The organism is Mesonia oceanica (assembly GCF_902499555.1).
GTDB classification, from domain to species: Bacteria; Bacteroidota; Bacteroidia; order Flavobacteriales; family Flavobacteriaceae; genus Mesonia; species Mesonia oceanica.
Map to the genome: position 1 here is coordinate 1 of NZ_CABVMM010000005.1, position 14680 is coordinate 14680.

A 14680-nucleotide genomic window follows, 5' to 3' on the forward strand; every position below is an offset into this window, starting at 1 on the left:
AATTATCAACGATTCAACACCCCAAAAACAACATTATGAGATAATTAAAAATTAAATAGTAACTTTAAAGAACTGGACTAGGGCTTTTCATAGGATACAGTGTTGCCAGTAGTTTTTTACCCTTTCTTTGATTCCATTAGCACTTTTAATAAATCTTTAAAGTTACCTTCTTTATCCAATTCTTGAACGCGTTTATAATATTCATTTCCTTTTTATAAACTTTTAAGAAATTTCCATAACTCAATAACGCCTCAATGTAGTTTGGATTACTTTCAATAGCTTTTACTAAATGATATTCAGCCTTTTCTAAATCAACTTTTTTCGCACTTGGGTCTTTATATATATTCGAGATATTATTATGTGCTTTGGCATTTTTAGGGTCAAATTCAAGAATTTTATTGTATTGCTCTTCAGCTCCCTTTACGTCATTAAATTCTTGTTTTAGCAATACTCCAAGATTTAGTCTTGCGATGTCAGATTTTGGATTCGCAAGTACAGCTTTCTCGTAAAGCTCTTTTGCCTTTTTAAAATCTTTTTTTACGTGTTGAGCAATTTGACCATAATTGTTTAAAATTGTAAAAAGATTTGGTTCAATAGCAAGTCCTTTTTTATAATAATGTATTGCTTGGTCGAACTTGGATAAATCTCTTGAAGTTGAGCCTTTTATTGAATAGTAATAACCACTTTCTTTATGATTGTCGATATAATTATCAAGAGCTATTTCTCTCTTTTCTAAATCAGTAATTAGGTAAATGTTCAGCAAGCTAATTAATGATTCGGCATTAATTCCCAATCCAAATTTGTCAATAATTGGTTTGTATTTTTTGTCAATTATTTCCTCTGGTTTGAAATGAAGTGATTCAGAAACAAGTTTCAAAAACCTGTCAATATTAAAACTTATATCCTTAAATAATTTTAAATCTTTATAAAGTTCAGTTGAATTTATTGGGTCTATAGTTTTGAGAGCAGTTTCAAGTTCGATTGTTTTCTTCTCCCAAAAATTTATATATTTTATTCTATCAAATGCGGTATATATTTTTGTCTCTTCGCAAACAATTGGAAGAACTTTATCCCAGTGATTGTCATCTTTTTGTAATTCTAAAATTTCGTAAAGGCAATTTTTTGATTTTAGATAATTGTCAGAAATTAGAAGAAGTGCAAAATCGCTTGACCTAATTCTTTTCATAAAATCAGGAATATTGTCGGTATACTCTAATTCTTTATTATCCTAATTCCTATTACTTCTAAATCGTTCGCTATTCTGTCCGCTAACTCTTTTGTTTGCCAAGAATAGGATATAAAAAGAGTAGGATTTTCATTCATTTACGACTGTTTTTTAAATTACTAGCAACGTGTTTGTATATGAAAAGTTGCGTTGACTTAGCTATAAAGTTAGCAAATAAATCACAGATAGAAACTCCGCAAAGACTTTCGTAAATTGTCTAAAACTAGCAATTAATTTTATACGTTGTTACCAAACGTATTTTATTTTCAGTTTAGAAGTTCATTGACATACTGAAACCTTTATTTTTCTTATAGGGAAGGCTGGATTACTGAATGTCGGAAGTAAAAAATATCAATCATTTTTTGCTCTTTCATAAACGTCCAATGTTAAAAGTATTTCCGTTTCCATTATTGCAGTTTCGTAAATATCGGAACAATAAATAAATGAAATATTATAATCTGCTGAATCAAAATCGTAGTCGTATTTTACCCATTGATCCATTCCGCAAATTGCAAACCAACGACTAAATAATCTTTTTCTATTTAGTTGACGTGAGTCTTCGCTATCACATAAAAAATGAATAACTAAAGACGGATCAGTTTCTAGAAACTCAATTATTATGTTCAATATTGTTGAGGATATTTTTATGTCATTTTTTCCTTTTAGTCCGTTTATCTCTCCAAAATCTAGAGAATATAAATTATTTAAAGGGAATGCTTCTTGAGACATATTCCTAAATGCAACATAGTATGTAAGGTTGAGTTCAGTGTAAAAATAAAAATAGGGGCCATCAGCCCCTTGTTCTTTATAATATTTGTACATAACTATTTGTTATCCTTAGCCTTTTCTTTTATTTTAGCTATGATTTTCTTTCTATGCTCTTCTTTATCAAGAGCCATTCTCTCCAATACTTTAATTGTATTGTGATTAGCCTTTATTGTTGTTGAGCGTATCATTGCGTTTTAATTAATTTTTTAATTACATACAAAATTACAATAAGTATTCCAAACTAAGTATATACCGTATATACTATGTATTTATAATGCATTCACTAATTATAGTTTTTTTCTATGATAGATTAGTCAATTAATTATTCTTTAATTTAAAATAGTATGTTTAAACAAGCAAAAAAAAGAGATTTTAGTAAGTTAGATGAGTATGAGTGGATATGTTTGGTAACATGCGAATAAACGCATGGTGTTTATTTACTATGTATCGATGATCTAAATATAAGGATTTTTATTTTTTTAATTAATGGTTAGCTATATGGGTATAAATTTCGATGATTTAATGGGCTAAAAGCTATAGGATATCTTAAATCTACTCCATTTCACAAGAGATGTTTGGCGAAACGATGTCGAAACAAAAAGTATAGTAAGCGTTTATTATACGTATATTCAACAGATGTCAAAAATAATAAAAACAAACTTTGCGATAGCAAAATCAGGATTGCCCTACGATGAAAATTATGTTTCTGTTCTAGCCAAAGGATAGATGTGGCTCAAATTTAAAATAAAACAGAGTTGTTTTTTACCTCAGTTCTTTGTGGTGTGTTGGCTTTCTGAGTTTTTTTATTAATACCAACCATAATATATAAATACTAAAGCAATAGTATCAAAAAATCCGTGAACAGCTATATTAAACCACAAATCGTATTTACGGATATAGAAAATGATAGCAAATAGTACACCAGCAATACCTGTGATAATCTGACCGGTTATTCCCTGATAGGAATGTATCCAACCAAAAATTACTCCAAATAAGATTATGTTTATTAGAAGACTTGTTCTGTTTTTACCAAAGAATTTAATAAACTGCTTCATGAAGTATCCTCTAAATAGAATTTCCTCTCCAAATGCAGCTGATATCCAGATAAAAATAAGTAAGCCTAACGTAGCTGATAGATTACCATTAAAAGAATCGAATGCAGAAAAATCCATTGCCTTTCCAGTGATATAGGTAACACCTGGAACAAGCACGAAATAGTATAGCAGAAATAAGCATCCGGAAACTAAAGGTGCTATGATGAAGAGACTTTTAATTTTAAATCTTTTTTTCTGTAATCCCAACGACTTGAAAATTTCCTTTTTATATTCAATGAGGCTAGCTATTAATACTATAAAAGTGCCGATTAGGATCTCAAAATACCCAAGTAGAAATAAAATATAACAACTGCTTATAGCTAATAGTGGAACAAGTTTTGTTTTAAAAATAGTTTGCTTCATTTTTTCTCGTTTTTAAAGTTTTAACGAAGAAACAATGTAGAACTAAAGAAAATAGTGAGAAATCTTTAATATTTACTGAATGGTATCAAAATAATAACTGAATAATCATAACAAATTATAGTTTCTTCTCAAACCATTCCATAAACTCCTGCCGTTTATACCTGCTGATATTTATTTGAGGCTTTTTTTTGCCGGAAACGGTAGGTTTCAGAAATATTAACAATTTTCCATTTTCTATGGATTTTACTTGCTCAATAGAACGAGCGTGAAGAACTGTCTGTTTATTTGCTCTAAAAAAATTTGCTTACTAACTTTATCTTCAACTTCATTTAAAGTAAAATCTGTAACGATAGAAGTCCCATTTGTTTGTACGATGTATACTATTTTGTTTTCGCTATAAATAAAAGCAATGTCAGTAAAGTTGACTAAGGTAATATTGCCACTTCTTCGAACTCTTAGTTTTCCATTTAAGGTCGCAAATTTGTGAAGTTGATAAATATCGTTAGAGAATAAAATAGCTATTCCAAGGGAACTCAGCAGTAAGGTGACTGAAAGCCCTGTTAATAAATAATAAGCATTATAGGAGTCAGTTCCATTCACTAGTCCATTTAGGCTATAATATAAGGCAATATATATAATAGAAATATAACCTAAGGTTGAAAATAAGAAATGTAAAATTACCTGTAGATTGATTTTTTTAGTGAAGTCCTTTTTTTTGAAATGCTGAAAATTTAAACCCGCAATAAGTACTATAATACTTCCAAGCAGAATTGAAACAATAATAGATTCCCAAGGGAAGCTGTAGGATTTATTTAGGGGGAAATGTTCAGGCGTTACAAGATGATTTACCACTATGGATAGGGCTACAAGTATAAAACCATTTTTTATCCAAAAATTTGAAAAATTAATGTGTTTTTTAAAGATGTTGATTATTGGATTCATCTAAAAATTGAGTGTATCTAAGAGCTTTTTTGAACTTTTGCACCACGTGCGAATAAATGCAATTGCGTTTATTTACACTTTATCGATACTCTAAATATAAGGATTTTTAATTTTTTAAATTGATGGTTAGCTATATGGATATAAATTTCGGTGGTTTGGTGGGCTAAAAGCTATAGGCAACAAGCAGAATAATAAATTTATGCAGTTTGCAGCCATTGCCTATAACCTCAAAACCTGCCTGACGGCAGTAAAATCCCTTAAAAGGGGGTAATCTATCTTGTTTTTTAAAACTAGAGGCTTGTGAAACGCTTATCCTTGTGGTAGAGCCTTTATTTAGGGGATGTTCATTCTTCTTGTTGATTGTTCCAATCATCTGGATATGTATTGGTACTTCCCTCAATTTGGTTGTGAATTGTGAATTGTTTTGATTTTGAGGATGGGTTTGCCCCAGGTAATTCAGAGCAAAAATTCATCGAAAAGATGCGTGTGGCACTGGAAGGTTGAATTAAATGGCTCAATGTTTTTCCTTTTGTACTAGGGTTAATCCATTTAGAATTTTGATGACTCCAAGTGTCAAAACCAAGTTGGCAGTTGTTTGCAACACAATTTTTGTAAGTTATTCCATTTGCAGGTTTAACATTTGAAGGACGAGGATCTGGAGCCCATCCAAAGCCTGTTCCATATCCGTGAGAAATATCTGGTGATCCATTAGCATCTAAAGCGGTTACAGATGTTGCACTGCATGAATCCAATTTGATATTTGTACCGCATACACTAAACCCTGTTGATTGTAGGTCTTGTGGCACGATAGCAGTAATGTCGCTCACTTGGCACTTGGAAATGGTGATGTCTTTTCCATAAACTTCCAAACCAGTAGCTTTAGCTCCTGTTTTTTGAGCCCCATTTCCGTCATGGACATGACTAGCCTTAAAATGAGTAACCTTAGCTTTATCTATCCAATATAAAGACATACCATGACAGTCATCACAACAACCCTTCATAACACTTGCTGAACATTCAGAAAAGGTTAAGCTTTTACATGCAGTCATCATAAAACCAATACAGGTATGACCAATTATAGAAGCAGGATTTCCTGCATAAAAAGTGGTAAGGTTAGTTGCTGTACAACTTTTTGTTTCAATACCTGAAGATTGTAAATAATTATATCCAGAAGCAACTCCGTCATGATTGGTAAATGTATCAACAGTGCAGTTACTCACGATTCCGGTTTTAGAATTTAATATTAGTATACCACTTCCCATGAGTGCTGTTAGTTCTATGTTCTTAACAAAACAGTCACTTACCCTAAAGGATTCTGCATCCCAAAGAGAAATACCACTAGGGAGTAGATTAAAGTTAGGATTGGATAATCCTTTAACAGTGATTTTAGAAACAGACAGGTTATTAGTTTTAAATGCCCAAAGACCACAAATTCCCATGTCTTTGATAGTTCCATTTGTTACAGTAACATTACTGCAGGCTGTGGGGTAATCTGAGTTAAGCACAATAACTCCCATAGAAGAGTAGTCTCCATCATTTTTAGGGTTATGAATACTTAAAGTATGACCTTTAAAATCTAAGACAACATTATCACATTGTATAACGATGGCGGCAAATAGAAAACCATTTACAGGGGGAGCCCATGTGATGTCATTTCCCAAAACATATGTTCCTTTTTCTTTGATATAATAACCCTCAGAAGGAATTTCTGAGATAACCGTTATATCACCCGTACTGGCAAGTTCTTTTGGAGCATTTTTTTTGATCTGCTCAGTGATTTGATTCATTTGATCTAAAGCTGCTTTTTGTACTGCTACATTTCGATGATTTGACATTTTCATGGATGTTAATTTAATATATGGTTATTTATAATGACTCAATTTAATGAGGCTCTACAACGGTAAATTGTATGAGTAGTGGCAGTTTGCGTGGTAGTTTCTTGTCGAACCACTACACAGTTTGAGCGGGCTGCAAACCTTAATATTTACCACTTTTCCTGCCATTACTTATACAAAATGTTATGGGCTTTTATTCTTAGCTACTAGAAATAACCATTCCCTAGGCGCTCTTGGGCTTTCTCAATAATTTTTTTGTAACTACTACCCATGGTAGACATTCTTTTGATAGCTGCTTGAACAAGTTCATGGTTAGCACTTGTAGGTAAACCAGAAGTGCTCATAATCTTGCGAGTGCGAACAAAATCGACCCTAGCAGATGCAGTCTTCTCAACAGGTGTTCCATCCTTGACTCTTTTTTGAAGTTCAGCGGCTTTTTTTGCATATTTTTCGTCCAAAACGTTATAGGCATCAAATGATAATTTTCCATCAGCTAACTGATTGACTAAATTTGCTTGCAAAGCAATGAACCTACGGTAGGTTTCTAAGTCTGCAGCTACTCGTATTCTTGTTGCATCAAAAGCTCCTTGTAACTTTATGTCTTTTTCACTTTGAATGAGTCGGTAATAAATGGCTGTGGTTGTAACAGCTTCTTCACCAAAAGTCTCGTTATCTTGAATGTTGATAGATGACGCATACAAAAAGGCAATTGTACCAGGTGCTAATCGGCTCATGGAAAATGCTAAACTTGCCCCAGCCGTAGAAGAAGACTTAGCAGCTTCGGCAACTGAAACTACTACATCAGAATATGCATCAATGGCTTCTGGGCTTGTGGGTGCTTGTGGATTTGTTGGGTCTGTGGCAACTTTCGCTGCTTTTAATGCGGTAGTTACAACACCTGCAATCTTTTCTAAGCTAAATTCACTTGTATATTCTGTTTTGATGTTAGCTTGATAATCCGTTTCTCTAGCATCATCAATCTTGGCACTTTCTAAGTGACTGTCAATTTGATGGTAAAACGTTGCTTTGTTAGATGACTCTTGTGCTTTAATCATCGTTTCAAGCTTGTCAATTTGTTCTTTAGCTTTAGCAGTTTTGTCGGCTACACGCTCGACACTTGGAGTTCTACATGCCATGTTTTTATGATTTTAATTCTTTCCTACTCGTAAGGCTTTTTGGATTACGCCCCGTTTTTTTGAATGGTTTCTGGACTCCATTATTCTTTAAGGCTTTTTTGTCACTTTGGGTGGTCAGCCCGTTGGCTTTCGCAGAACATATCTTAGTTTTTAATAATATAACGGAATTTAATATGAGTAGTTCGGGCGTAAATACGCACTTTCCTTTCTTTTAAAAACCTAATCCCGCATTGCTTATACCAGTGTTGTGCGTCGTACATTATTTTAATATTGTTATTTTCGAATCATATCAATCCAACCTTGTGGAATTCTCCAAATTGATGTTCCCCAAGAATAATTATCTAAAAGATTTTTGAGAGCTATATAGTTTATATTGATTGTTTGAGTTCTCACTGTATTATCTGCTGACATAACATCAAACTTTACTGCATTTCTCCAGCAATTATTATTACTGGAATCTTCGCAAATAGTATTTAGTAAATTAGAAATGTTAGCTGTAGTTCTTGATGAATGTAATCCTATCAATTCATTTTCGTCATTGAAGATTGGGCCACCCGAAAAACCAGGTAATGAATTTCCTCCGTAGTGTATTCTTGTAGGAATTCCGTTTTTAGCTTCATCATAACAACTCAAAATGTTTGTTTTGAAAACACTCAATGAAGATAATTTTTGGTTTTGAAGAAAAATAAATGGTAAATCTGGAAACCCAGCTATAAAAATATTATCGCCAGGCATTGGTAAACTTTTAGAAAGTTCTATTGGCTTAATCAATCTGCCGTTCAGATTGTTAACCTTCAAAAGCTTCAAATCATAAGAAGTAGCATTGTCAGGGTTGTCAGTCAACGAATTGACTTCGACAGCTGTCAAACTTTGCTTTGGAATATCATAGAAGTTGTCTACAAATCCAACTTTAATTACCGTCGTTGAATTAGTACCACAGATGTTACCTACGTGTTCGGCAGTTAGAATGTATCCTGATTTAGAAACTATAATACCAGCGCCAGTATAAATTTTGCCACCGCATTCATACCAAATTTTAACTATACTTTCAGTCCATTCTGGCTTTGAATTATTTTCAGCAGTAAGGTCATTCGTGATTTGTGCTTTCATCGTTGAGCCTGACAAAAGCATTGCTGTTAAAAAAAGTAGAAATGTATGATTTCTCATAATTTAATAAAAATAAAAGTTTCAACGAATTTTTTCGTATGACGCACACCATGCGAATAAACACACTAGCATTTATCTACAGTTTTATTATAAATAAAAGCAGTCAAATTCTAACTACACCATAAATATAAATAGTTATTATAGTTGTAAATAGCGTATAAATACCTGTTTTTCAAAAAGTTAAGCTTAAATCTTGTCAAAGAAGCTCCTAAAAAAGAACGCAGAAGAACCGTGTCTTCCAAACTCATCAAGCCCCATTTCCGGTAGTTCCTACTTCCAAGATTTAAAGACAGAATAAGAAGTAGCCCTATTACTTAAAGTCTCTTCCCATACACTATTTAGTCATTTTAGCAGGTTTTTGTTTGGGAAAAAGAAAATTGCACCTAACAATCACCAAAAGAATGTCGAAAGAGTAGGAGGGGAATAGGAAGTTGAAATTGAAGTCGAAGTCGAAGTTGAAATAGAAGTTGACCCTTCGACTCCGCTCAGGGGGAGATTTCTGAAAATGAAACTGAAGTTGAAATTGAAGTTGAAAATACTGCGAACTTTCAACGGAACACTAAAACCTGCTTACTCAACTACTTCTCGATACAATTTTACCTTTGCTCTTGCTCAGTTAAAATCATTTCTCTTGCTTAGTTTTCCCAACTTCCCACTTCCAACTTCTAAAACCCTAATCAGAACCACCCCGCCCGTTGGGCACTCATCCTTCTAAGTGGGCAACAGTTGGTTTTGGTAATCCTTTGGTTTTAAATTGAAGTTGACCCTTCGACTCCGCTCAGGGGGACATTTCTGAAGATGAAACTGAAGTTGAAATTGAATTCGAAAATACTGCGAACAGCCAACGGAATACTAACCTGCTTACTCAACTACTTCTCGATACAATTTTATCTTCGTTCTTGCTCAGTTAAAATCACTCGGAGTGACTGTTATAATTGAAATCCTTTTCTCTTGCTTAGTTCTCCCAACTTCCCACTTCTAACTTCTAAAACCCTAATCAGAACTACCCCGCCCATTGGGCACTCATCCTTCTAAGTGGGCAACAGTTGGTTTTGGTAATCCTTTGGTTTTAAATTGAAATTGACCCTTCTACTCCGCTCAGGGGGACATTTCTGAAATTGAAGTTGAAGTTGAAGTCTTGTTTTTACTTCCAACTACCTAATCCCTACAGCCTAAACCCTAAATTCTTCAGGTCGAGTGAAACAGAGCAAAATGGTATCGAGACCTCAGGTTAACTTCAAGCCTATTTTTAAAAAATAAATCTCAATAGAGTTCTAACTAAAATAGCGGTCTTGAAGAGCTCCTTATCAACTACACGAGTAGATATAAATCATGAAAAAATATTCATTTAAATAAATCTTATCGTATCTTTGCAGCGTGAAGCATATTTTTGGCATCGTACTTTTAATTATCCTAATAAAGCCCGTATTTCCGGTAGTGGAATATGCGGTGAATTATGATTATATCTCAAAGGTATTATGTATCAATAAAGATCAACCCAAACTCAAGTGTAACGGAAAATGTTACTTGATGCGGCAATTGGCAAAAAATGCTTCCGATACAGAAAAAAAATCTGATAAAGAAACTACTTCTAAAGTTGAATTTCAGCTTTTATACCTAGAAGAAATTACTTCTTTAGCGTTGACTCCGCTATTTTTATTGCAAAAACATCAAATTAATAAAGAGTTTCTTCAGCTTTATGAAGATGCATTTACTTCAACTTTATTAGACCCTCCTCGGTTCGCTTAATTCTTTTACATAATCAATCTGTTCATCTTAATAGAGATGAATATGATTAAGCCCTAGTGCATATTAAAATTCGTCAGTTCGAATGGTTTTTGCAGTAAAACACAGCAAAAAGGTATTGAACACTGCATTTGAGTTACAAGCCTTATTTTCGATAGAAAATACCTAACGAGTGTTTATCGAAATGATTGTCTTTAGGTTCAACGAATACCCTGCACTATAGTTAGAATCATTAATTTTAAGCGAATTCAATTGAAGTATTACGTTTATATACTTTGTTTCTGTTTTTTGTTTAGGCCCGCTTTTCCGGTGGTAGAATATCTAGCGAATTACGATTACATCGCTAAGGTACTTTGTATCAATAAAGATCAACCTGAGCTTCATTGTAATGGTAAATGCTATTTAATGAAACAATTGGCCAAAGGAGTTGCCCAAAAAAGCAATCCTCAAAAAACTGAATCACATCTTAAAATAGAAATTCCCGTGTTGTATTTCGCGGAAGAATTTAGGGTTGAATTTTTTCAACCTCTAGCTAGTCTTCAGCAGCCTGAAGAAACTTATGATAATTTATATACTTCCACCTATACCTTTGAGTTATTAAGGCCTCCTATTTTTCATGATTGATCAATTATTTTTTCTCGATCATCGGGATTTAAAATATCTATTCAGAGGTAGGTAGCATAGCACCTATCTAAAATTCAATAATAAATTATTTAAATGTCCGTAAAGAATCATAATGAGATTCCGTATCAAGCCCGCCTGTAGGACGGGTAGGTCCGGAATGACGAAAATACCAATTATGACAAATTACGGATACTCAACATAAATTTTAATACCCTTACTAATGAAAAATATAGCTTTAAAAATAACGGCTTTAGCGATGGCCATTTCTGTGTTTACCTCTTGCTCTGATGATGATGACGCAGCGGGAAAAGACTTAACCGGAGAGAATAGCGTAAGCTTAGAATTTGACAATAGTATGAACGGAGACGATTTACTTTTAGGCGCCTCTACTTATACCAATTCTAACGGCGAAAGTCTTGTCGTTAATCGTCTCAATTATGTGGTAAGTAACTTTGTTCTTATCGATGAAGATGGCAACGAATTTGTGTACCCAAAAGACGATAGTTACTTTGTGATTAGTGAAGAAGAAGAGATGACAGAAATTTCACTCACTAATATTCCTGCAGGTAATTATACCCAACTTAAATTTGGAGTAGGTGTAGATCAAGAGAAATACCTACAAGGAGCCGAAGGGCAAGGAGACTTTTTACAAATAGCAGAAGAAACCAATATGATGTGGTCTTGGCAAGCAGGTTATAAGTTTTTAAACTTTGAAGGAACTTTTACTTCACCCACGGTAACTGAGGCTACCAACTTTCAGATTCACATGGGGAGTCACGGGAGTGCTTTAGACAATTATAAAGAAGTCACCGTAGATTTACCATCCACAGCGATCGTGAGCGAGAATATGAGTCCGCTAATGCATTTCCAAGTCGATGCCAATAAAATTTTAGATGGAGCACATAAAATTTTACTTTCAGAAGCGCCGGTGGTGATGATCGATGAAGTAAAATCACCTCAAATTGCTGAAAATACCGCAAGCATGTTTATGGTACATCACGTACATAACGGCGAAGGTGGACATCACTAAATATCAATAGTAGCTGTCTAGTTTTTTACAAAATTTAGGCAGCTACTTAATTCTCTATCTAATGAAAATAATAGTGATGTTATTGATGGGAGTATTCCTCTTGTCATGTTCCAACGATGAGGAAAGCTATACCGAAGTGAATGAACCTTTAGCTTTTCAAGTCCCTAGTAATTTTCCGGAGTTGCAATATGACCTGGAAAGTAACCCGCCTACCGAAAAGGGTTTTGAATTGGGAAAGAAACTTTTTTATGATGGTCGCCTTTCTACTAACGGCTTTATTTCTTGTGGTTTTTGCCATGAGCAACGTTTTGCCTTTACGCATCACGGACATCAATTTAGCCACGGAATAGACGATTTGGAAGGGACGCGGAATGCTCCGGCCATTCAAAATGCAGCTTTTATGAAAGAGTTTGCCTGGGATGGAGCTACCGCTCATTTAGACCTTTTTCCCATTATCCCAATTACTAATGAGGTAGAAATGGGGGAAACGGTAAGTAATGTATTGCAGAAAATTAAAACCGATAAGGAATATCAACAATTATTTGCTGACGCTTTTGAAGGCGGTGAAGTCACTAATGAGTATTTCTTTAAAGCGCTTTCGCAGTTTATGGTGATGATGGTTTCTTCCAATTCAAAATATGATAAGTATGTAAGAGGGGAAGCAGGCGGAGATTTTTCAGAGACAGAGGCATATGGGTTGGAAGTATTTCAGCAAAAATGCGCTTCTTGCCATATCACCGACTTGTTTACCGATGATGCTTTTCGGAATAATGGTTTATCACCATATCCCGGTATAAACGATATCGGTAGGGCAGAAGTGACCGGAAATGAAGCTGACAAGTATAAGTTTAAAGTGCCCAGTTTGCGGAATGTCGCCATCACCCAACCTTATATGCACGATGGACGTTTTGGCAGTTTAGCATCGGTATTGAATTTTTACGATAACGGCGTACAGGACTCTGAAACCTTAGCTCCTATTTTAAAACAAAACAATCGATTAGGTATTGACTTAAATGAGGAAGAAAAAGAAGCTTTAATCGCTTTTTTAAATACCCTAACCGATGAAACCTATTTAAATGATGAACGCTTTGCCGAATATTAATTTATATAAAAAAGCAGTACTTATCTTTTTACTGCTGTTAGGAGGGCAGGTCTCTGCAAATCCTATAAAAGATACGTTGACCTATTCACCTTCCTTATTATTTGACGATTGTGATGTCTGTGGATGCAGTGGAAACGGTGGAAGTATGGGCTATGGTACGACGATGAATAAAAATTTTATAGGGGTACGCTATATCTACCAGCAGTACCAATCTAGGGATGGGATTTTTAGAAACTCCCCATGGATTGATGAAAATTTTAATACTACCCAAGTGTGGACAAGACTTCCGCTAGGAAAACGGATATTGGTAAATGCAATGTTACCTTATCATTTTCATAATCGAGCATACCAAGACGGGCGTTCTCAAAAAATTGATGGATTAGGAGATGCCACCTTGATGGCATTTTATAAACTCATTCAGCCTAATCAAGATTCCTTGATGTTGAATCCGTTTAAGGCTTCTCATACACTTCGTGTGGGAGGAGGCGTTAAAATGCCTACCGGGGAATATAACCGATCTAATAATGAAGGAAGCGTAAACCCAAGTTTTCAAGTAGGAACCGGCAGTTGGGATTATACCTTAGCCGTAGATTATTCCTTAAGCTTTATGGACTGGGGAGTAAATGCTTTGGTGAACTATACCTTTAAAACCGAAAATAACGATCATTATCATTTTGGAGATCAAGTAAATTATGGAATTGATGCCTATAAGGCTTTCGAGCTTAATTCCTCTTGGAAAATAACGCCATTTGGTGGTTTTTCAGGAGAAGTCTTTCAAGAGAACGAACAGTTTGATCAGGCTGTAAGGGATACGGAAGGGGATGTTTTCTTTGGAAAATTAGGCGTAGAGGCTTCTTATGAAAGATGGTCGCTGGGCGTAAATGCCATGCTTCCCATTAGCCAAAACCTGAATGGGGGATTAGTGGAAGTAAAATCAAGGTTGGGCGTTTATTTGAATTTTAATATTTAAAATGAATCAACTACCATCTTCGGTGGAAGATGGTAGTTTTTAATTCACGAGCAGCTCTTTTTTCTTCAGCTTTACAAATTCTTCCAATTCAGAAAAAAAGGCAGTGAACTCACTTTCAAATTCGGGATAAAATTCTTTTAATTCTTTCACCGATTCTTGGAGTTGGGTTTTTCCTTTGACCCGATGGTTCATTTGGGTGAGTATTTTTTCAATTCCATCAATTTCAGCATAACTCAGTAACCAATTATCACTCACCATATAGGGATAAAAATTTTGTACCCGTTTAGGGAGGGATTCAAAATTATACTTCAACAGTAAATAAAAATCTTCTATATATACATTTAATCGGGTAGGGTGGTAATCTTGCCAGTTTTTCGCTAAAAAATGATCGTAAAGTACATCTACAATAACCGAAGAATAGTGGCGGTATTTTTTAAATAAGCGATGCTTACTTTCAAATACAATCGGATGCGAATCGGTAAAGGTGTCTATTTCCCGATGTAGCTTAATGCCGTTTTGTATGGCTTGTGGATATTTTTTAAATGCTTTCCCTTTTACAGAATCAGCTATAAAATTTCCTATTTTCAATAGGGGATCATCGTCTCCCGAAAGGTAAATATGGGCCAAGTAATTCATAACTTCTAAAGTACGTTTAATAATAACTTCCTACAAGCTTTT

At 34.4% G+C, this 14680-nt stretch carries 13 protein-coding genes and 1 pseudogene; 5 read left to right on the forward strand and 9 right to left on the reverse strand.

Annotated elements, in window-relative coordinates:
* Nucleotides 1–145: 145 nt before the first annotated feature.
* The 8 genes and pseudogenes from FVB9532_RS06990 to FVB9532_RS07020 all read right to left on the reverse strand — a co-directional run bounded on the left by FVB9532_RS06990 (nt 146) and on the right by FVB9532_RS07020 (nt 8530).
* Complete coding sequence (locus tag FVB9532_RS06990) at nt 146–877, reverse strand: tetratricopeptide repeat protein (RefSeq protein WP_262714386.1); 732 nt, start codon at nt 875–877, stop codon at nt 146–148.
* A gap of 123 nt (nt 878–1000) precedes the next feature.
* Nucleotides 1001–1210, reverse strand: a pseudogene (locus FVB9532_RS19865) (toll/interleukin-1 receptor domain-containing protein); the annotation flags it as partial.
* Nucleotides 1211–1576: 366 nt separating this feature from the next.
* Nucleotides 1577–2047 carry a DUF6169 family protein gene (locus FVB9532_RS06995; RefSeq protein WP_150544500.1) on the reverse strand — a complete coding sequence of 157 codons (471 nt, stop codon included), beginning with the start codon at nt 2045–2047 and terminating at the stop codon, nt 1577–1579.
* A gap of 752 nt (nt 2048–2799) precedes the next feature.
* Complete coding sequence (locus tag FVB9532_RS07000; RefSeq protein ID WP_150544501.1) at nt 2800–3450, reverse strand: CPBP family intramembrane glutamic endopeptidase; 651 nt, start codon at nt 3448–3450, stop codon at nt 2800–2802.
* A 243-nt stretch (nt 3451–3693) separates the two neighbouring features.
* Nucleotides 3694–4392: a LytTR family transcriptional regulator DNA-binding domain-containing protein gene (locus tag FVB9532_RS07005; RefSeq protein ID WP_150544502.1), complete on the reverse strand. Its 699-nt coding sequence runs from the start codon at nt 4390–4392 to the stop codon at nt 3694–3696.
* A gap of 344 nt (nt 4393–4736) precedes the next feature.
* On the reverse strand, nt 4737–6233 hold the full coding sequence (locus FVB9532_RS07010; protein WP_150544503.1) for a right-handed parallel beta-helix repeat-containing protein: 1497 nt from the start codon (nt 6231–6233) through the stop codon (nt 4737–4739).
* Nucleotides 6234–6433: 200 nt separating this feature from the next.
* On the reverse strand, nt 6434–7363 hold the full coding sequence (locus FVB9532_RS07015) for a hypothetical protein (protein WP_150544504.1): 930 nt from the start codon (nt 7361–7363) through the stop codon (nt 6434–6436).
* A gap of 273 nt (nt 7364–7636) precedes the next feature.
* Nucleotides 7637–8530, reverse strand: coding sequence for a S1 family peptidase (locus FVB9532_RS07020; protein WP_150544505.1), 894 nt, complete (start codon nt 8528–8530; stop codon nt 7637–7639).
* A gap of 1377 nt (nt 8531–9907) precedes the next feature.
* Here FVB9532_RS07020 and FVB9532_RS07025 point away from each other — a divergent pair.
* The 5 genes from FVB9532_RS07025 to FVB9532_RS07045 all read left to right on the forward strand — a co-directional run bounded on the left by FVB9532_RS07025 (nt 9908) and on the right by FVB9532_RS07045 (nt 14002).
* Nucleotides 9908–10279: a hypothetical protein gene (locus tag FVB9532_RS07025; protein WP_150544506.1), complete on the forward strand. Its 372-nt coding sequence runs from the start codon at nt 9908–9910 to the stop codon at nt 10277–10279.
* 402 nt (nt 10280–10681) lie between these two features.
* Nucleotides 10682–10900, forward strand: a complete 219-nt coding sequence (locus FVB9532_RS19450; protein ID WP_194716503.1) for a hypothetical protein — start codon at nt 10682–10684, stop codon at nt 10898–10900.
* Between the two features lie 220 nt (nt 10901–11120).
* Nucleotides 11121–11930 (forward strand): MbnP family protein, encoded by an 810-nt coding sequence (locus FVB9532_RS07035; protein WP_150544508.1) that lies wholly within the window; start codon nt 11121–11123, stop codon nt 11928–11930.
* 61 nt (nt 11931–11991) lie between these two features.
* The gene (locus FVB9532_RS07040; protein WP_194716504.1) at nt 11992–13032 is read left to right on the forward strand and encodes a cytochrome-c peroxidase; all 1041 of its coding nucleotides are present in this window, start codon (nt 11992–11994) and stop codon (nt 13030–13032) included.
* Nucleotides 13007–14002, forward strand: coding sequence for a transporter family protein (locus tag FVB9532_RS07045; protein ID WP_228482265.1), 996 nt, complete (start codon nt 13007–13009; stop codon nt 14000–14002). The genes FVB9532_RS07040 and FVB9532_RS07045 overlap by 26 nt, the downstream gene beginning before the upstream one ends.
* 39 nt (nt 14003–14041) lie before the next feature.
* On the opposite strand, the gene FVB9532_RS07050 is transcribed toward FVB9532_RS07045, so the two are convergent.
* Nucleotides 14042–14638 (reverse strand): acyl carrier protein phosphodiesterase, encoded by a 597-nt coding sequence (locus FVB9532_RS07050; protein ID WP_150544509.1) that lies wholly within the window; start codon nt 14636–14638, stop codon nt 14042–14044.
* Nucleotides 14639–14680 lie beyond the last annotated feature (42 nt).